The 16,738-nt window shown below is 63.3% G+C and carries 20 protein-coding genes; 7 read left to right on the top strand and 13 right to left on the bottom strand.

Translation table 11 applies throughout. The annotated features are described in order from the left end of the window. Positions 1-231: 231 nt before the first annotated feature. Together zapE and ABZE94_RS02075 are read right to left on the bottom strand one after the other, a co-directional pair. The gene (gene zapE, locus ABZE94_RS02080; RefSeq protein ID WP_372873871.1) at positions 232-1,359 is read right to left on the bottom strand and encodes a cell division protein ZapE; all 1,128 of its coding nucleotides are present in this window, start codon (positions 1,357-1,359) and stop codon (positions 232-234) included. Between the two features lie 157 nt (positions 1,360-1,516). Next, a complete protein-coding gene (locus tag ABZE94_RS02075) occupies positions 1,517-1,840 on the bottom strand; it encodes a ComEA family DNA-binding protein (protein ID WP_372873870.1) in 324 nt (107 codons plus the stop codon). A 263-nt stretch (positions 1,841-2,103) separates the two neighbouring features. On the opposite strand from ABZE94_RS02075, the gene ABZE94_RS02070 reads away from it, so the two are divergent. From ABZE94_RS02070 to ABZE94_RS02050, 5 genes are all read left to right on the top strand, one after another. Further along, positions 2,104-2,328, top strand: coding sequence for a DUF2061 domain-containing protein (locus ABZE94_RS02070; protein ID WP_372873869.1), 225 nt, complete (start codon positions 2,104-2,106; stop codon positions 2,326-2,328). 152 nt (positions 2,329-2,480) lie between these two features. Beyond that, complete coding sequence (locus ABZE94_RS02065) at positions 2,481-2,969, top strand: N-acetyltransferase family protein (protein WP_372873868.1); 489 nt, start codon at positions 2,481-2,483, stop codon at positions 2,967-2,969. A 77-nt stretch (positions 2,970-3,046) separates the two neighbouring features. Next, positions 3,047-4,345: a serine/threonine protein kinase gene (locus tag ABZE94_RS02060; RefSeq protein ID WP_372873867.1), complete on the top strand. Its 1,299-nt coding sequence runs from the start codon at positions 3,047-3,049 to the stop codon at positions 4,343-4,345. A gap of 193 nt (positions 4,346-4,538) precedes the next feature. Next, complete coding sequence (locus tag ABZE94_RS02055) at positions 4,539-5,273, top strand: VacJ family lipoprotein (protein ID WP_372873866.1); 735 nt, start codon at positions 4,539-4,541, stop codon at positions 5,271-5,273. A gap of 299 nt (positions 5,274-5,572) precedes the next feature. Further along, complete coding sequence (locus ABZE94_RS02050; RefSeq protein ID WP_372873865.1) at positions 5,573-6,427, top strand: pirin family protein; 855 nt, start codon at positions 5,573-5,575, stop codon at positions 6,425-6,427. Positions 6,428-6,639: 212 nt separating this feature from the next. Here ABZE94_RS02050 and ABZE94_RS02045 read toward each other — a convergent pair whose 3' ends face one another. The 10 genes from ABZE94_RS02045 to ccmA all read right to left on the bottom strand — a co-directional run bounded on the left by ABZE94_RS02045 (position 6,640) and on the right by ccmA (position 13,924). Then, complete coding sequence (locus tag ABZE94_RS02045) at positions 6,640-6,963, bottom strand: hypothetical protein (protein WP_372873864.1); 324 nt, start codon at positions 6,961-6,963, stop codon at positions 6,640-6,642. Next, the gene (gene ccmI, locus ABZE94_RS02040) at positions 6,960-8,165 is read right to left on the bottom strand and encodes a c-type cytochrome biogenesis protein CcmI (protein WP_372873863.1); all 1,206 of its coding nucleotides are present in this window, start codon (positions 8,163-8,165) and stop codon (positions 6,960-6,962) included. The genes ABZE94_RS02045 and ccmI overlap by 4 nt, the downstream gene beginning before the upstream one ends. Next, positions 8,162-8,662 (bottom strand): cytochrome c-type biogenesis protein, encoded by a 501-nt coding sequence (locus ABZE94_RS02035; RefSeq protein ID WP_372873862.1) that lies wholly within the window; start codon positions 8,660-8,662, stop codon positions 8,162-8,164. The genes ccmI and ABZE94_RS02035 overlap by 4 nt, the downstream gene beginning before the upstream one ends. Next, positions 8,659-9,195 carry a DsbE family thiol:disulfide interchange protein gene (locus tag ABZE94_RS02030; RefSeq protein WP_372873861.1) on the bottom strand — a complete coding sequence of 179 codons (537 nt, stop codon included), beginning with the start codon at positions 9,193-9,195 and terminating at the stop codon, positions 8,659-8,661. The genes ABZE94_RS02035 and ABZE94_RS02030 overlap by 4 nt, the downstream gene beginning before the upstream one ends. Continuing rightward, positions 9,192-11,165: a heme lyase CcmF/NrfE family subunit gene (locus ABZE94_RS02025; protein WP_372873860.1), complete on the bottom strand. Its 1,974-nt coding sequence runs from the start codon at positions 11,163-11,165 to the stop codon at positions 9,192-9,194. Before ABZE94_RS02025 ends, ABZE94_RS02030 begins: the two co-directional genes overlap by 4 nt. Then, positions 11,162-11,629: a cytochrome c maturation protein CcmE gene (ccmE, locus tag ABZE94_RS02020; RefSeq protein ID WP_372873859.1), complete on the bottom strand. Its 468-nt coding sequence runs from the start codon at positions 11,627-11,629 to the stop codon at positions 11,162-11,164. The genes ABZE94_RS02025 and ccmE overlap by 4 nt, the downstream gene beginning before the upstream one ends. Next, complete coding sequence (gene ccmD / locus ABZE94_RS02015; RefSeq protein ID WP_372873858.1) at positions 11,626-11,802, bottom strand: heme exporter protein CcmD; 177 nt, start codon at positions 11,800-11,802, stop codon at positions 11,626-11,628. The genes ccmE and ccmD overlap by 4 nt, the downstream gene beginning before the upstream one ends. Next, positions 11,799-12,557 carry a heme ABC transporter permease gene (locus tag ABZE94_RS02010; protein WP_372873874.1) on the bottom strand — a complete coding sequence of 253 codons (759 nt, stop codon included), beginning with the start codon at positions 12,555-12,557 and terminating at the stop codon, positions 11,799-11,801. The genes ccmD and ABZE94_RS02010 overlap by 4 nt, the downstream gene beginning before the upstream one ends. Before the next feature lie 63 nt (positions 12,558-12,620). Then, a complete protein-coding gene (gene ccmB, locus ABZE94_RS02005; protein WP_238041682.1) occupies positions 12,621-13,292 on the bottom strand; it encodes a heme exporter protein CcmB in 672 nt (223 codons plus the stop codon). Further along, a complete protein-coding gene (gene ccmA / locus ABZE94_RS02000; protein WP_300650390.1) occupies positions 13,289-13,924 on the bottom strand; it encodes a cytochrome c biogenesis heme-transporting ATPase CcmA in 636 nt (211 codons plus the stop codon). The genes ccmB and ccmA overlap by 4 nt, the downstream gene beginning before the upstream one ends. A gap of 152 nt (positions 13,925-14,076) precedes the next feature. Between ccmA and ABZE94_RS01995 the strand changes: the two genes are divergently transcribed. Next, positions 14,077-15,621, top strand: coding sequence for a flagellar hook-length control protein FliK (locus ABZE94_RS01995; RefSeq protein ID WP_372873857.1), 1,545 nt, complete (start codon positions 14,077-14,079; stop codon positions 15,619-15,621). After that, entirely contained in the window at positions 15,618-15,953 is a 336-nt protein-coding gene (locus tag ABZE94_RS01990; protein WP_372873856.1) for an EscU/YscU/HrcU family type III secretion system export apparatus switch protein, read from the top strand. The genes ABZE94_RS01995 and ABZE94_RS01990 overlap by 4 nt, the downstream gene beginning before the upstream one ends. Before the next feature lie 235 nt (positions 15,954-16,188). On the opposite strand, the gene ABZE94_RS01985 is transcribed toward ABZE94_RS01990, so the two are convergent. After that, a complete protein-coding gene (locus ABZE94_RS01985; RefSeq protein ID WP_372873855.1) occupies positions 16,189-16,587 on the bottom strand; it encodes a DUF2802 domain-containing protein in 399 nt (132 codons plus the stop codon). Positions 16,588-16,738: the final 151 nt, after the last annotated feature.

Raw genomic sequence — 16,738 nt, 5'->3', positions numbered from 1 at the left:
CTTCGATGCACAGCCAAAGCTTCGCGGCTGAAGCCGCTCCTACGACAGGGGGTCACGAGCACACAGTTTGCTGCGCGACAGCGCGGCGTCAAAGACGGGGCGACCGCGCCTAACGCTTCGTAGCCTGGATAAGCCCAGGCGCAATCCGTGAAGTCCGTTGCGGATCATCCTGGCGCTCATCCGGACTATGGGACTGCCCCTTACCCATCCGCGCAGGGGGGACGGTAGCGGCTAAACCGCAGAAAACCGTTGCAGCTGCATTTCCCGCAGCCGACTCAGGGTACGACGGAACGGGAAAGCCAGGTAACCCTCGGTATAGAGCGCCTCCAGTGGCACCTGGGCTTCCAGGTAGAGCGGCACGCGGCGGTCGTAGCATTCATCCACCAGGGCAATGAAGCGCCGCACGCTGTCGTCATGCGCCGCCAGCGCGGGCAACTCGCGGTCGCCGGTCACCACCCGCTCGACACCATCCTCGGTACCGCGGGCGATAGCGCCGGGTTTCTGCTGGCCGCTCAGCGCAGGTACCTCGCTGAGCACAATGGCCGAGAAACGATCGCACAGGGCGATGAAATCCAGTGCCGAGATCGGCTGTTCGCACAGATCGGCAAAGCGGCACCAGATCACCGCAGCCGCCTGCTGCACCACGCTAATTGATCGTTGTCCGAGCACAACGGGCTCGCTGGATGAGGGTTCGTCAGCGGATAACCGGCGAAAAACCGCCTGTAGCGCACTGGGTCGATCCGGCTCGCTCTGCCAATAACGCTGCTGCTGCAGCCCCGGATGCAGGCGGTGATCCTGCCCGCCATCGACACCGACAACCTGCATGTACTGGTTGATGGCGACGATCGCCGGAACCAGGCGCTCCCGATTGAAACCGTCGGCATACAGCTGCTCCGGCGCCTGGTTGGAGGTGGCAACCAGCACAACGCCCTCCTCGAACATCAGCCGCAGCAAGCCGCCGACCAGAATGGCATCGCCAATGTCACTGACGAACAACTCGTCGAAACACAGCACCCTGACCTCGTCGCTCAGCTCACGGGCCAGAGCCCGCAAGGGATCGGCCATGCCGGTCAACTGGAACAGGCGGCGGTGCACCCAGCGCATGAAGTGATGGAAATGCTGACGCCGCGCAGGCACCTGCAGGCTTCGATAGAACTGATCCATCAACCAGGTCTTGCCACGCCCTACCGGCCCCCAGAGATAAACCCCGCCGACCGGCTGCGCACCGGCTTGCGGCTGATGCAGCGCCCTATGGCAAAGCACCAGCGCCTGCACCGCCCGAAGCTGGGCGCTATCCGTCTGGAAACCATGGTGTTCGAGGGCATGCCGGTAGATCGCCTGGGGAGACATTGCATTCATCGAAAAGATAACCGTCCGTTGACCCACACCTGCCGATACCAGGCGGCGTCAGAGGCCGCCCAGAAAACGCGCACTGTATTGCAGGACCCGGCTTGCGGTCACCCCCAACATGCAAAAAGGCCGGTCAGTGACCGGCCTCCATCTTCCAGCTTACGAGTTAATTGATGCTCAGTTTGTCGCGGTTCTTCGCCAGGATGGACTCGCCGATACCCTTGACCTCAAGTAGCTCGTCAACCGAGGCGAATGCGCCATGGGTATCACGGTACGCCACTATCGCCTTGGCCTTGGACTCGCCGATACCGCTCAGCTCACGCTGCAGCGTGGGAGCATCGGCCGTATTGAGATTGACCTTGGCCTCCGCCGCCACTTGCACCGCCGCAGGCTTCGCGGGAGCAGTCTTGGTGGTTTCGGCGGCGGAGACGCTGAGAGCAGCTGCGGTCAGAACAGCACACAACAGGGAAGAGAGGTAGCGCTTATGCATGTTGGAACTCCATTTCAGAAAAGCTCAAGTCAACGGTGAGCGACGCGGGACTTCCATGCGCCGCGCACTTCAAGTTAGCCGCCAGCCTCGCCTTGTCAAATTCCTCCGCAGATTTTATTGACGAGTTCTCGCGGCCTCCCCTGCTCGATTACCATTATCAATTATCAAATACTATCGAATGAATCAGAATGAAGCATTTCCTCAATCAGCATGAAGCCGCTAGCCTCACAAACAATCGCTGATACTTCTGATTAGAGGCTGCCATGCTCAAGACCCTGACCTTCACCCTGATGCACTTCTGCATCGCCTTTGCGGTGACCTATGCGCTGACTGGCAGCGTCGCGGCCAGTGGCTTGGTGGCCGCCATCGAGCCACTGTGCAATTCGGTCGGTTTCTACTTCCACGAGAAGCTCTGGCAACGCCTGGAGAATCGTGCGCGACCAACACCAGTGCGACCGAAGCATGCCTGGCTGCACCATCAGGCTTGAGAGGCGGCGCAAAGAATCTCGCCGACTGCAGCCGCCTCAAACGCCTGACGCGCCGAGCAGTGATGGTGAAGTGGTCCAAGGATGCTGGACACAGCTTGCAAGCCCTCTGGCCACACCGCATGCTCACCTGACCGGCAACTCAAGGAACGACCATGTCTCATTTGCACATCCGCAGTGCCCAACCTGACGATGTTGGACTGATCATCGGCTTTATCCGCGAACTGGCTGAGTACGAGAAGCTCAGCGACCAGGTGGTCGCCGACCCCGCACAAATGCGCGAACACTTGTTCGGCACGCGCCCCTTCGCCGAGGTGCTGATCGGCGAAGTGAATGACGCGGCCGCAGGCTTTGCCCTGTTCTTCCACAATTACTCGACCTTTCTCGGCAAACCCGGTATCTATCTCGAAGACCTCTATGTACGCTCCAGCGCTCGTGGCACGAGGCTTGGTACCGCCTTGCTCGGGAAGCTGGCGAGCCTGGCCATAGAGCGCGGTTGCGGCCGCCTGGAATGGTCGGTGCTGGACTGGAATGAACCGGCCGTCGACTTCTATAAGCGCCTGGGCGCTCAGCCGCTGGATGACTGGACGCAGTATCGCCTGACCGGCCCGGCACTGCATGAGTTGAGTCAAAGATCGGTTTGACCGGCACTCTCTGCAGGTTCAGTTGTCACACTTCATTCAACTCGATCAATCCGCGCTCTTTTAAAGGGATTCAAGTCATGCCGCTTGTATATCACCTCGCTGCTCTGCTGTGCGGCATAACCCTCGGTGGGTCACTGTTGGCTGCCGAGATCGATGCGCAGAGCTATGGTTATCCACTGACCAACCCGTTCGAGGCGACCATCGCCACCACCCCGCCCGAGTTGCGCCCGCAACTGCCGGCCGATGCCGACATTGACCAGCAGGACTACCGAGTCAGACTGCGCCCGGAGCGCGAGTTCGAACTGCCGGATAACTTCTGGCCGGTGACCAAGATGGGGTATCGCCTGGCCCAGCAGAAAGGCGAGGCGCCGCTGATTTTCATCATCGCCGGCACGGGTATGCCTTACTCCAGCAGCACAGCGGATTACCTGAAAAAACTGTTCTACGGCGCCGGTTACCACGTGGTGCAGCTGTCCTCGCCGACCAGCTACGACTTCATGACCGCCGCCTCGCGCTCCGCCACACCGGGCCTCACCAGCGAGGATGCCGACGATCTGTACCGGGCGATGCAGGCCGTGCGCGCCCAGCATCCGCGCCTGAAGGTCAGTGCCTTCCACCTGACCGGCTATAGCCTGGGCGCCCTGCAGGCGGCATTCGTCAGCCAGCTCGACGAAACCCGACGCAGCTTCAACTTCAAGCGCGTGCTGCTGCTCAACCCGCCGGTCAACCTCTACACCTCGATCAACAACCTCGACCGCCTGATGCAGACCCGGGTCGAGGGCATAGACGACACCACCACCTTCTACGAGATGGTACTGGCCAAGCTGACCCGCTATTTCCAGGAAAAGGGCTACGTCGACCTCAACGAAGCGATGCTATATGACTTCCAGCGCTCCAAGGAGCAGCTTTCCGACGAGCAGATGGCCATGCTGATTGGCGCGGTGTTCCGCTTCGCCGCTGCCGATATCGCCTTCACCTCCGACCTGATCAACCGGCGCGGCCTGATCACCCCGGCGCGCTATCCGATCAACGACAGCACCAGCCTCACGCCCTTCTTCAGGCGCGCGCTGCAATGCAACTTCAACTGCTACATCACCGAGCAACTGATCCCGATGTGGCGGGCCCGCCTCAATGGCGGCAGCGTTACCCAGATGGTCGATCAGATCAGTCTCTACGCCGTCGAGGACTACTTGAAAGACTCCAGCAAGATCGCCGTGATGCACAACGCAGACGACCTCATCCTCGGCCCTGGCGACCTGGGCTTTCTGCGCCGCACCCTGGGCGAGCGCCTAACCGTCTACCCGTTCGGCGGGCACTGCGGCAACCTCAACTACCGGGTCAATAGCGACGCCATGCTGGAGTTCTTCCGTGGATAACAGACCGTTGAATAACGTAGGCGAGGCAGCCGAAGCTAGGCAGAAACAGGCGAAAATGCGACTGGGATCGCATTCGACTTCAGGTGTTGTAAATGAGCATTTTGAGCCGGTTTCTAACGACGCAGCGGCAACGCAGGTAGTTTTTCAACAGCCTGTTAAGCCGCTTGCTACAACCCTGCTGCTGACCCTGCTAATGACCTGCGGCCAGGCTCAGGCCGAGCATCAGGCCGATGCAGACGGCTTCAAGCAACCGCTGCAGCACCTGGAGTTCAACCCACGCCTGGATCAGCGCGAATTCGAGCGCTCCACCCTGGGCGCCCTGAATGTCTACGACCCCCTGGAATCCTTGAACCGCCGGGTCTATCACTTCAACTACCGCTTCGATCAGTGGGTGTTTCTGCCCATCGTCGACGGGTATCGCTATGTCACCCCGACTGTCGTGCAACATGGGGTGAGCAACTTCTTCAGCAACCTCGGCGACGTGCCCAATCTGGTCAACAGCCTGCTGCAGTTCAAGGCCAAGCGCTCGATGCAGACCACCGCCCGCCTGCTGCTCAACACCACCATCGGCGTAGCCGGGCTGTGGGATCCGGCCAGCCGCATGGGCCTGCCGAAGCAGCGCGAAGACTTCGGCCAGACCCTGGGCTTCTACGGCGCACCGGCCGGCCCTTACCTGATGCTGCCGCTGCTCGGCCCCTCCAACCTGCGCGACACCGGCGGACTGGTGGTGGATTTCAGCGCCAAGAGTCAGGTCAACTGGCTCAACGTGGCCGAGGCCACCAACAGCCATCCGGAAATCTTTTTGCTCGAGACGGTCGACCAGCGCTCCACCGTCAACTTCCGTTACGGCCAGCTCAACTCGCCGTTCGAGTACGAGAAGATCCGCTACTTCTACAACGAGTCGCGCAAGCTGCTGATTGCCGAATAGATCGACCTGCTTGAGCTCGAGCCGTCCCAGGATTTCAACCTGGCGCGGCTCAGCAGCGGTTGTGAAAATACCGAGCGCCGTCGCTAGGCGTCGCGCAACGCCATAGCGGGCGCAATGCACCTCGGAAGGCCACGCCATCGGCCGACGGATCGAGGGCTTCGAACTGCCCGGCAAAAAGCGCCTGGCCATGCCCTGCCGGCCGAATATCTAATAAACCGATAATTATGTCGCGAATTTCGCAACCATCGATCCGATTTATAGACATAGGATGGGCATATTCCAACTTGAGGAGGTGCCCCATGAACCCAGCACGCAGCGTACTCGCCATCCAGCCCGGAAAACCCGCGTCCGACGGTGCCGGTGTGCGCCTGAACCGGGTGATTGGCGGCGGCGGGATCGAGCGTTTCGACCCCTTCCTGATGCTCGATGAATTCGCCTCGGACGATCCGGACGACTATATCGCCGGCTTCCCGCCGCACCCGCACCGCGGTTTCGAGACCATCACCTACATGCTCGAAGGCCGCATGCGCCATGAAGACCACCTGGGCAATGTCGGCCTGCTGCAAAGCGGCGGCGTGCAGTGGATGACCGCCGCCCGCGGCATCATCCACAGCGAGATGCCCGAGCAGGAACAAGGGCTCATGCACGGCTTCCAGCTGTGGCTCAACCTGCCGGCCAAGGACAAGCTCGGCGACCCCGGCTACCGCGACATTCCCGCCAGCGATATTCCGCGCCTGACCACGTCCAGCGGCGTCGAGGCGGTGGTGATCGCCGGCCAGTTCGACGACGGCGAGGTGCAGCAAAGCGGCGCCGTACAACGCCCGCACACCGAGCCACAGCTGTTCGACCTGCGCCTGCCGGCCGGCAGCCAGATCGCCCCGCGCCTGCCTGATGGCCATCGCACCATGCTGTACGTCTACGCAGGCACGCTCGAGTTACCGGGCGCCAGTGCACAGGAGGTGCCCGCCGGACGCCTGGTGCGCTTGTCCGATAGCGGCGAACTGCGCCTGAGCAGCCGCGACGGCGCCAGACTGCTGCTGATCGCCGGCAAGCCGCTGGGCGAGCCGATCGTGCAGTACGGGCCTTTCGTGATGAATACCCAGGAAGAGATCGAGCAGGCGCTGCGCGACTTTCGCGACGGGGTGCTGGCCTGAGAGGCGGTGAAAAAACTCTCGCCTACTGCGCCCCCTGGCGCCCGCTGGTCGCGTTGCGCTAGGGCGCTCGATATTCTCACAACCTTTGAGCGTTTGTAGAGTGGGCTTCAGCCCACCGTCTGCAAGTATCACTGATGCCTCGGTGGGCTGAAGCGGAACGCCGCCCGGCCCACCCTACGACACGGCAAATTCAACCTGACGCAGAGGCAACGCTACTGCGCGTACCGCCGGTACAGGCCCGGCGGCACGCCGCTGCTGTCGGTCGCCTGCCACGGCCCTTGCGGATTGGTCGCCCAACTCCAGCCGCTGCTCCAGCGGTAGTAGGTGCGCTCGCGGTAATACAGGTCACGCGCGCCACCCACCACATAGACACCCAGACCCCCATCCCAGTGGCTTTCCACCCCCGGCGGCGGCGCATAGCGCGGGTGGGACTTGCTCACCACCGGCACTTGGCCGATCGGCGCCGTGCCCTGCACCGCGCAGCCGGCCAGGCTCGACAAACCGATGGCCAGGACAAGCGTCAGCCACCTGTTCATTGCGCCTGGCCGTCCGCTGTGTCGATGGTCAGGTGCTGCGCCTCGGTGGTGCTGCTGGCCAACGGCTGGCTACGGCCGATCCATTCGCCGGCGGTGGCATTGCCGCTGCGCGAAATACGCGCCACCAGCTGCACCTGTTCGAACCCGGAAATTTTCAGTTGCGGCATCATCGCGTCGCTGTCCGACAGGCTGACCTCGGCCGGCAGATCGGCCACGGTCAGGCGCTTGACCGCCAGCGGCATCGGCGGCCCGGACGCGGCGCGGGCGAAGACGAACACGCTGTCGCCCGGCTCCACCTTGTCTTGCAATGCGGCCGCCAGATCGACCTTGACCCTCAGTTGCCCGCTCGCGGCGACAGTCGGCGACGCATCCGTCGGTGTAGCCAGGCGCTCACGGGCGCGGGCGATGCCGCCCTGGATGGCCTGGCGCGAGGGATCCTGCTCGGGCAATACCGCGACCAGACGCTCCCAGAAACCAATGGCCTCCTCGAAACGCCCTTCTTCATAGGCGGCGATGCCGAGCAGGCCGAGACTGGTGACTTCCGCCGGGTCGGCCTTCAGCGCTTCGTCGGTCAGCGTCTGCAGCTGCTCGCTCCATTGTTTGTCGCCGGCGAAATATAGGGCCTGGGCCCACTGGCCGAGCAACTCCGGCTCGCGTCCGCCGGTCTCCACCGCACGCTCGAAGGCAGTGGCGGCGTCGGCGGCACGCTCCTGGGCCATGTAGGTACGGCCGAGGAAGTACCAGCCTTCGGCGGACGTCGGATCAGCCTTCACCGACGCCTCCAGACGCGCGGTCATCGCCTCGATGGTCTGCGGCTGCTCGGCGAAGGTCCGCGCCCGCTCGACGTCGTCGATCGCCCCCCAGTACAGGTACAGGCCGTAACCCAGCAGCGGCATCAGCAAGGCGGCGGTCAGCGGCACCTTGCTGCCGAGCACACCGACCCGGGCCTTGCTCTCGGCACCCTCGGTGTCGGCCAACAGTTCGCGGGCCGCTTCGTCGCGACCGTTCTGCCATTGCTCCTCGCTGAGCGTACCGGCCTGGCGCTGATTCTCCAGCTCCTGCAGGCGCTCCTGATAGAGGGTGACATTCAATGCGGTGCGGTCTTCTTCGGCCTGGGCCTTGCGGCCACGCATGACCGGTATCAGCAGAAAACCCAGGGCGGCCAGCAACAGCAGGCCGGCGGACAGCCAGAATTCGATCATCGGTCGTTCTTATCCTGAGGCGTTTGATTGGTAGGCCGTTGGCTGAGCAGAGTAGCCAGGCGCTGCTGCTCATCGGTGGAAAGGCCGCTCGAGCCCGCGGACTTCTTGCCCCGACGACGCAGTACCACCACGCCGAGCAGCACGAAGCCGCCGAGCAACAGCCCGGCCGGGCCGTACCAGAGCAGCAGGGTGCGCGCCGTGACCGGCGGCTTGTAGAGGACGAAATCACCGTAACGCGAGACCAGGTAATCGATGATCTGCTCGTTGCTCTGGCCCTCTTCCAGCATGCGATAGACCTGCGCACGCAGGTCCATGGCAATCGGCGCATCAGAATCGGCGATGTTCTGGTTCTGGCACTTGGGGCAACGCAGTTCCTCGATCAGGCTGCGGTAACGCTGGCGTTCGGCCTCGTCGGCGAACTCGTAGGTGTCGATGGCCGCCTGGGCGGTACCGAGCAGAAGCAAACCGAGCACGGCGGCACTGAGCAAACGCTTCATGGGCTGACCTCGTCGACCAGCTCTTGATAGAGCGGTGCCAGTTGTTCGCGCCAGACCCGCTCGTCGATCACGCCGACGAACTTGTGGCGGATGATGCCGTCTTTGTCGACCAGGAAGGTCTCGGGCGCGCCGTACACGCCCAGATCCAGGCCCAGCGAGCCGCGCGCATCGTTGATATTGAGCCGGTAGGGGTCGTGGAATTCGACCAGCCACTTCTGCGCCGCGGCGTTGTCATCCTTGTAATTGACCCCATGGATGGTCACGCCCAGCTGCGCCAACTTGTTCAATACCGGATGCTCGACCCGACAGGCCACACACCAGGTGGCCCAGACATTGACCAGCGCCGGCTGGCCCTTGAGGTCGGCCTGACTGATGGTTTTATCGCCCTCTACTGCCGGCAGGGAAAACGCCGGGAATGGCTTGCCGATCAACGCCGAAGGCAACTCGGAGGGATCGAGGAACAGGCCGCGGTAGAGGAACAGCGCCACGCCGAGAAAGATCGCCAACGGCAACAACAGGATCAACCGCTTCATGCTTGCGCCCCCGCCATGCCCAGGGCTTCACGCACCCGGGTGGTGACCTTCATCCGGTAACGCTTGTCGGACGCCGAGAGGAAGCCGCCCAGGCCCATCAGCAAGGCGCCGAACCAGATCCAGCGCACGAACGGCTTGATGTGCACACGCACGGCCCAGGCGCCGTCTTCCAGCGGCTCGCCCAATGCGACGAACAGGTCGCGGGTAAGGCCGGCGTCGATCCCGGCCTCGGTCATCACCGACTGCTGCACGGTATACAGGCGCTTCTCCGGGTGCAGCACGGCGATCTGCTGGCCGTCTTCGAGGATGCGCACGGTGCCTTTGTCCGAGGTGAAATTCGGTCCCTCGAAGTGCTCGGCGCCCTCGAAGATGAACTGGTAACCGCCCATTTCCACCGAGTCGCCCGGCGCCATGCGCATGTCGCGCTCGAAGCTGCCCATGCTGGTCAGGATGACCCCGAGGGCGCACACGGCCAGGCCGAGGTGCGCCGTCTGCATGCCCCAGTAGCTGCGGCCCAGGCTTGGCAGGCCCTTGCGCAGGCCCTTGTGGCGGGTCTTGTCATGAATGTCGCGCACCCCGGCCAACACCACCCAACTGGCCAGCAGGCAGACGCCCAGCACCGCCCAGCTGAAGTCGCCGTGCAACACGCTCGCCAGCGCGGCCAGTGCCACGCTGCCGATCAGCACCGGCGCCAGCATGCCCAACAGCCAGCGCAGCGGCGTGTCCTTCCAGCGCACCAGCACGCCGATCGCGATCATCGCCATCAGCAGGCCCATCAGCGGCACGAACAGCGTGTTGAAGTACGGCGGGCCAACCGACAGCTTGGCCCCGGTCATGGCGTCCAGCACCAGCGGGTAGAGGGTGCCGAGCAGAATCATCGCCGCCGCCACCACCAGGATCAGGTTGTTCACGAACAGCAGGGTTTCCCGCGACCACAGGGCGAACCCGACCTGACTCTTGACCACCGGCGCACGGATGGCGAACAGGGTCAGCGAACCGCCGACCACGATCAACAGGAAGGCCAGGATGAACACCCCGCGTTCCGGGTCGGTGGCAAACGCATGCACCGAGGTCAGTACTCCGGAGCGAACCAGGAAGGTGCCGAGCAGGCTCAGGGAGAAGGCGGCAATCGCCAACAGCACCGTCCAGCTCTTGAACACCCCACGTTTCTCGGTCACTGCCAGGGAGTGGATCAGCGCGGTGCCGACCAGCCAGGGCATGAAGGAGGCGTTCTCCACCGGGTCCCAGAACCACCAGCCGCCCCAGCCAAGCTCATAATAGGCCCACCAGGAGCCAAGGGCGATGCCGATGCCGAGGAAGGCCCAGGCGACGATGGTCCAGGGCCGCGACCAGCGCGCCCAGGCCGCATCCAGCTTGCCGCCGAGCAAGGCGGCGATGGCGAAGGCGAAGGCCACCGAGAAGCCGACGTAACCCATGTAGAGCATCGGCGGATGGATGATCAGGCCGAAGTCCTGCAACAGCGGATTGAGGTCGCGGCCGTCCAGCGGCGTGTTCGGCAGCAAGCGTGCGAACGGGTTGGAGGTGACGATCAGGAACAGCAGAAAGCCGATACTGATCATGCCCATCACCCCGAGCACACGGGCGAGCATCTCCTCGGGCAACTGGCGGGAGAAGATCGACACGGCGAAGGTCCAGCCGGCCAGGATCAGCGCCCAGAGCAGCAGCGAGCCCTCGTGGGCGCCCCACACCGCACTGAATTTGTAGTACCAGGGCAGCGCGCTGTTGGAGTTATGGGCCACATAGGCAACGGAAAAGTCGTCGACCATGAAGGCATAGGTCAGGCACAGGAAGGCGAAAACCAGGAAGGCGAACTGGCCCCAGGCCGCGGGCTGCGCCAGGCTCATCCACTGCCGATCGCCGCGCCAGGCGCCGATCATCGGCAGGCTGGCCTGTACCAGGCTCAGGCACAGGGCCAGGATCATCGCCAGATGGCCGAGTTCAGGAATCATTGCGCACCCCCTTGTGTGGCCGCGTCATGCTTTTGCTTCATTGCGCTTTGCTCCAAGGCCTGCATGACTTCCGGCGGCATGTAGTTTTCATCATGCTTGGCCAGCACCTGATCAGCGATCAACACGCCATCGGCATTGACCTTGCCCATGGCCACGATGCCCTGCCCTTCGCGGAACAGGTCAGGAAGGATGCCGCTGTAGCGAATGGTCACGCTTTCCGCTCCGTCGGTCACCACGAAGTCGGTTTCCAGGGAATCGCTGGAGCGCTTGACCGAACCCTCTTCCACCAGCCCGCCGGCGCGGATGCGCGTGTCTTGTGGCGCCTCGCCGTTGGCGATCTGGGTCGGCGTATAGAACAGGTTGATATTCTGCTGCAGCGCACTCAGGGCCAAGGCCACGGCGATACCCACGCCGGCGAGGATCGCCAGGATGATCAACAGGCGCTTCTTGCGAAGAGGATTCATTGCAACTTCTCCCGGCGCAAGCGACGCGCCTCGTCTTGCAGGTAACGGCGGCGTGCCAAAAGCGGCAGTACGATATTCAGCCCCAGCACGGCCAAGCTGATGCCAAAGGACGACCAGACGTAGGCGCCATGAGTGCCCATGGCGAGAAACTCGGCAAACGAGTTGAAGCTCATAGTTTTTTCTCCACCTGAGCTTTGACCTCGGCCTTGGCCCAGCTGCTGCGCGCCTCACGCTTGAGCACCTCGAGGCGCATGCGCAGCAACAATACGACACCGAAGAAACAGTAGAAGCCAAGCACCATGATCAGCAGTGGCAGCCACATTTCCAGCGGCATGGCCGGTTTTTCGATCACGCTGAAAGTGGCGGGTTGGTGCAGGGTATTCCACCACTCCACCGAGTATTTGATGATCGGGATGTTGATCACCCCGACGATGGCCAAGACCGCACAAGCCTTGGCCGCACTGTCGCGGTTGCTGATGGCCTGACCGAGAGCGATCACACCAAAATACAGGAACAATAGGATCAGCATCGAGGTCAGGCGCGCATCCCAGACCCAGTAGGTGCCCCAGGTCGGCTTGCCCCAGATGGCCCCAGTCAGCAATGCGATCACGGTCATCCAGGCCCCAATGGGTGCCGCCTGTTGTACCGCGACATCGGCGATCTTCATTTTCCACACCAGGCCGACTACACCGGCCACCGCCAGCATGACGTAGACCGACTGGGCCAGAAACGCCGCCGGCACATGGATATAGATGATGCGGAAGCTGTTGCCCTGCTGGTAGTCCGGCGGCGCAAACGCCAGCCCCCAGACAATCCCAACCGCCAGCAACACTACGGCAGCCGTGCTCAGCCAGGGCAGCAAGCGTCCGCTGATCTCATAAAACCACTTGGGCGAGCCCAGCTTGTGAAACCACGTCCAGTTCATCAGATTACTCATCATTCTCCGAGGCAATGGCCGCGCATTGGCCGTCCTCGGTAGCACGGTTGTAGATCACTCGCCGACACTAATCGTCAGACCGGCGGCAATCGCAAAAGGTGTCAAGGTCACCGCCAACGCGGTGAGGCTGGCCAGCCACAGCAGGTGACCAACCGCCGGCAATCCTTGCAGGCTGGCTTGCAACGCCCCGCTGCCAAGAATCAGCACCGGGATATACAGCGGCAGAATCAGCAGCGCCAGCAGCAGGCCGCCACGCTTGAGGCCCACCGTCAGCGCCGCACCGACTGCGCCGAGCAGGCTCAGCACCGGCGTGCCGAGCAGCAGCGAGAGCAGCAGCACCGGCAGGCAACGCCCGGGCAAACCGAGCATCAGGGCCAGCAAGGGCGCCAGCAGCACCAGGGCCAGGCCAGAAAACAGCCAGTTTGCCAGTACCTTGGCCAATACCAGAAGAGGCAAGGGGTGCGGCGAAAGGACCCACTGCTCCAGCGAGCCATCCTCAAAATCGCTGCGAAACATGCCATCCAGCGAGAGCAAGACAGCCAATAATGCCGCCACCCACACAAGGCCTGGCGACAGGGTTTGCAACAACTGGGTCTCCGGCCCCACGGCCAACGGAAACAGCGCGATCACGATGGCGAAGAACACCAGCGGATTGGCCAGCTCGGCAGGCCGGCGAAACAACAGTCGCGCTTCGCGCGCGACCAATAAACTGAACACATTGCTCATAGAATACGCTGCCCCAGATCAAGCTCGCGGTAACCGGCGGGCTTTACCGTCAGCGTATGGTGGGTAGTCAGCAACACCAGACCACCCATTTCGCAGTGCCACGCCAGGTGGTTTTCCAGTTGCGCCACCGCGAGCTTGTCGAGGGCGGTGAAAGGTTCATCGAGGATCCACAACGGCGGCCCGTCCAGATACAAGCGGGCCAGCGCGACACGACGCTGCTGGCCGGCAGACAGGGTATGACAGGGCACATCCTCGAAACCGCGCAGGCCAACGGCCTCCAGCGCCTGCCAGATCGCCGTGCGTTCGGCCGGACGATGCAGCGCACACAACCAGGCCAGGTTTTCTTCGGCAGTGAGCAGACCCTTGATCCCGGCGGCATGGCCAATCCACAACAGATTGCGTGCCAGCTCGCTGCGCTGCGAGCCCAGCGGCTGCCCATTCAGACGGACTTCTCCGGCCGTCGGCTGCATCAGCCCGGCGAGCAAACGCAGCAGACTGGTCTTGCCACTGCCGTTGGGACCGCAAACCTGCAACATCTCACCGGCCGCCAAACGCAACTCGAGCCGCTCGAACAACATGCGCCAATCCCGCTCACAGGAGAGCGCCACGGCTTCAAGAAGAGGGCTGGTCACGGCATATTTACCTAAAAAGCGGTTCAAGTCGGCAGTGCCCCGGCCGCTATACTGACGCAAGTTAAATGCGCAGCCGACCCAGACGGGGCGCGATTATACATGCCATGCCCTGCCCCCCGCAGTGGGCATTTTCGACAGGGTGTAACCCGCCAATGAGCGAAATCAGCAGTTCCCGCCCGATAGCGCCGACACCACCGAGCAGCCGTGCCAGCGCGCCGGCCAGCGATCTGGCGCTCAAGCTGCTGCAGCCGCTGCAAGGCCTGCTGGCCAGCGGCGAGAGCGCCAAGGCCGAAGTGGTTGCCCTCAAGGAAGTGGCGCACAGTTTCCAACTGCTGCTCAAACTGACGCTGGACAATGGTCGCCAGGCGACCCTGCAGGCCAGCAGCCCGCGTCCCCTCGCCCAAGGCACCGCCCTGATGGTCACGGCACTGGCGGACAGCCGCCTGGCCGTGGCGCTGCTGGCCGGCGGCGAAAAAGCCCTGACCAGCCTGGATCTCGAGCAACTGCCGGTCGGCACCCTACTGCAAGGCAAGGTCGTGACGCGCGAGCAACTGGTCCAGGCGAAATCACAGCAGGCGCTCTACAAGGTGGTCGTGAGCCTGCTCAACACCCCGCTGGCGGGCAGCAAGCTGTCGCTGGAAACCCCCTTGGCCCTGCCCCTCGGCAGCCTGCTCAGCGCGCAGGTGCAAGGCAGCCAGGCCCTGAATTTCCTGCCCCTCAGCGGGCGTCTGGATCAGCTCGAATTGAGCCAGCAACTGGCCAGCCAGCAAAACCGCCAGGGCTCGCTGGAAGGCTTGTTCAAGGCCCTGCAAGGCGCAGGGGGCAAGGAGGCCCTGCCGGAGGGTCTGCGTACCAGCATCGACAAGCTGTTCAACGCCCTGCCCGATGCCGCCCAGCTGAGTACCGGCAAGGGGCTGAGCCTGGCCCTGGAAAACAGCGGCTTGTTCCTCGAAAGCAAACTGCTCGGCGGTCAGGGCCAGGCCCTGCCGGCGGACATGAAAGCCAACCTGCTGCGCCTGATCAGCCAGTTGCTGCCCAGCTTGGCGAGCGGCGCACCGCTGGCCACGGCCAATGCCAGCGCCGCCATGGCCCAGGCCCTGCCGGCATTCGCCCGCGACATCCTCGGCTCCCTCGGCCAAGCCAGCGCACGCCAACAGGCCTTGCGCTTCCCCCTGCCATCGCGCCTGCTGCAGGCGATGGAGGGAGACGCCGATCTGCAGACCCTGCTGAAACTGGCCGCCGCCGCCGTCTCGCGCCTGCAAACTCACCAACTGTCCAGCCTGGCGCAGAGCCAGGTCGGCCCGGACGGCAACCTGCTGACCACCTGGCAACTGGAGCTGCCCATGCGCGACCAGCGCGAACTGGTGCCCCTGCAGGTGAAAATCCAGCACGAAGAGCCGCAGAAGTCGCCCGGCAACGAACAGCAGGAAGCGCTGTGGAAGGTCGAACTGGCCTTCGACCTGGAACCGCTGGGCCCGCTGCAAGTCCAGGCGCAACTGGCGCGCGGCAGCCTGTCCAGCCAACTATGGGCCGAACGCCCGCGCACCGCCAGCCTGATCGACGCCGAGCTGAACACCCTGCGTGAACGTCTGACCGCCGCCGGCCTGACCGTCGGCGAACTGGCGTGCAATCAAGGCACGCCACCCCAGGGACCGAGAACCAGTCTGGAACAACGCTGGGTTGATGAAACCGCATGAAAAAACCAGCTCCGCGCCAAGCCATCGCCCTGACCTATGACGGGCAGAATGCGCCCAGCCTCAGCGCCAAGGGCGATGACGAGCTGGCCGAAGCGATCCTGGCAATCGCCCGCGAATATGAAGTACCGATCTACGAGAATGCCGATCTGGTGCGCCTGCTGGCACGCCTTGAACTGGGCGAGGCAATCCCCGAGCAACTGTACCGCTGCATTGCCGAGATCATCGCCTTTGCCTGGCACCTGAAGGGCAAGTGCCCGCCGGGCTTCCAGAGCGATAAGCGTGACAGCGACATCACCCCGCCGCTAGCGCTACTCGACGGCCCACCCCGCTAGCAGGCAGCGCCTGCGGCCCGGAGGCAGTCCGGGCGACGCAAGCGCTTACTGGTGTCGTGTCAATCCTGAAATGTCGCTTCACTGTAGGGTGGCTGGGGCCGCCTAGGTCGTGCCGCGCAGGTTAGCGGCGCGGATCGGACACCGCCATCGTGGCGCGCCGCGTAACCCACCCTAAAAGGATTCGCGGTACATGGGTAATACCGCGCTTAACCGACATTTCAACGTTGACGCGACACTAGCGGTTTCTCGGCTGATTGAGCTTAGTGATCAGCTCCGCCTCGGCCTTGCTCAGCCCGCAGGACTGGGTCAGGTCATCGACACTGGCACCCAGGCCGACCAGGCGCGCGGCCTGGGTGAACGACAGACTGCTGGGGTCGCGCTGCTCGATCTGGCTGAGCTTGTCCGGTAACGGTGCTACGACCTGCCGCAGTTCGTGCAGCTCTTCACCCATGCGCACGCTACCGGCCAGATAGATATCCAGGCGTTTACCCAGCTCCTTGATCCGCAGATCGCGCGCCGCGTCCCGTTCGGCCTGCAGCAACGCCAGGTGGCGCTGCTGCATGACCAGCCAGACGCAGGTGCCGACCAACCCCAGGCACACCAGCCCGAGCAGGATCAGCGCGATCTCGAGCATGGTCAGTATCTCGACACACAAGTTTCGGACAAATTCTGGCGGCGTCTTTTGCTCGGTTCGGCGCCCCGACCATGCGGCGTTGCCGCTCCCCATAGCAAGCTATGACTCGTCACGGCGCCTTGCCAGACAACAAAAACCACTCGCCATCTCT

Source organism: Pseudomonas sp. (assembly GCF_041601375.1).
In the GTDB taxonomy this organism is placed as follows: Bacteria; Pseudomonadota; Gammaproteobacteria; order Pseudomonadales; family Pseudomonadaceae; genus Aquipseudomonas.
The sequence above is the reverse complement of the archived record's forward strand: the minus strand, read 5'-3'. Positions and strand labels throughout refer to the sequence as shown.

Bases quoted from the DNA above. Each gene is read 5' to 3' on its own strand.
- ABZE94_RS02075 (WP_372873870.1), bottom strand. From the start codon at position 1,840: ATGCATAAGCGCTACCTCTCTTCCCTGTTGTGTGCTGTTCTGACCGCA.
- ccmE (WP_372873859.1), bottom strand. From the start codon at position 11,629: ATGAATCCTCTTCGCAAGAAGCGCCTGTTGATCATCCTGGCGATCCTC.
- ccmI (WP_372873863.1), bottom strand. From the start codon at position 8,165: ATGATCGAATTCTGGCTGTCCGCCGGCCTGCTGTTGCTGGCCGCCCTG.
- ABZE94_RS02025 (WP_372873860.1), bottom strand. From the start codon at position 11,165: ATGATTCCTGAACTCGGCCATCTGGCGATGATCCTGGCCCTGTGCCTG.
- ABZE94_RS01995 (WP_372873857.1), top strand. From the start codon at position 14,077: ATGAGCGAAATCAGCAGTTCCCGCCCGATAGCGCCGACACCACCGAGC.
- ABZE94_RS01985 (WP_372873855.1), bottom strand. From the start codon at position 16,587: ATGCTCGAGATCGCGCTGATCCTGCTCGGGCTGGTGTGCCTGGGGTTG.
- ABZE94_RS02055 (WP_372873866.1), top strand. From the start codon at position 4,539: ATGACCTGCGGCCAGGCTCAGGCCGAGCATCAGGCCGATGCAGACGGC.
- ABZE94_RS02070 (WP_372873869.1), top strand. From the start codon at position 2,104: ATGCTCAAGACCCTGACCTTCACCCTGATGCACTTCTGCATCGCCTTT.
- zapE (WP_372873871.1), bottom strand. From the start codon at position 1,359: ATGAATGCAATGTCTCCCCAGGCGATCTACCGGCATGCCCTCGAACAC.
- ABZE94_RS02050 (WP_372873865.1), top strand. From the start codon at position 5,573: ATGAACCCAGCACGCAGCGTACTCGCCATCCAGCCCGGAAAACCCGCG.
- ccmB (WP_238041682.1), bottom strand. From the start codon at position 13,292: ATGAGCAATGTGTTCAGTTTATTGGTCGCGCGCGAAGCGCGACTGTTG.
- ABZE94_RS02035 (WP_372873862.1), bottom strand. From the start codon at position 8,662: ATGAAGCGTTTGCTCAGTGCCGCCGTGCTCGGTTTGCTTCTGCTCGGT.
- ABZE94_RS02045 (WP_372873864.1), bottom strand. From the start codon at position 6,963: ATGAACAGGTGGCTGACGCTTGTCCTGGCCATCGGTTTGTCGAGCCTG.
- ABZE94_RS02030 (WP_372873861.1), bottom strand. From the start codon at position 9,195: ATGAAGCGGTTGATCCTGTTGTTGCCGTTGGCGATCTTTCTCGGCGTG.
- ABZE94_RS01990 (WP_372873856.1), top strand. From the start codon at position 15,618: ATGAAAAAACCAGCTCCGCGCCAAGCCATCGCCCTGACCTATGACGGG.
- ccmD (WP_372873858.1), bottom strand. From the start codon at position 11,802: ATGAGCTTCAACTCGTTTGCCGAGTTTCTCGCCATGGGCACTCATGGC.
- ABZE94_RS02065 (WP_372873868.1), top strand. From the start codon at position 2,481: ATGTCTCATTTGCACATCCGCAGTGCCCAACCTGACGATGTTGGACTG.
- ABZE94_RS02060 (WP_372873867.1), top strand. From the start codon at position 3,047: ATGCCGCTTGTATATCACCTCGCTGCTCTGCTGTGCGGCATAACCCTC.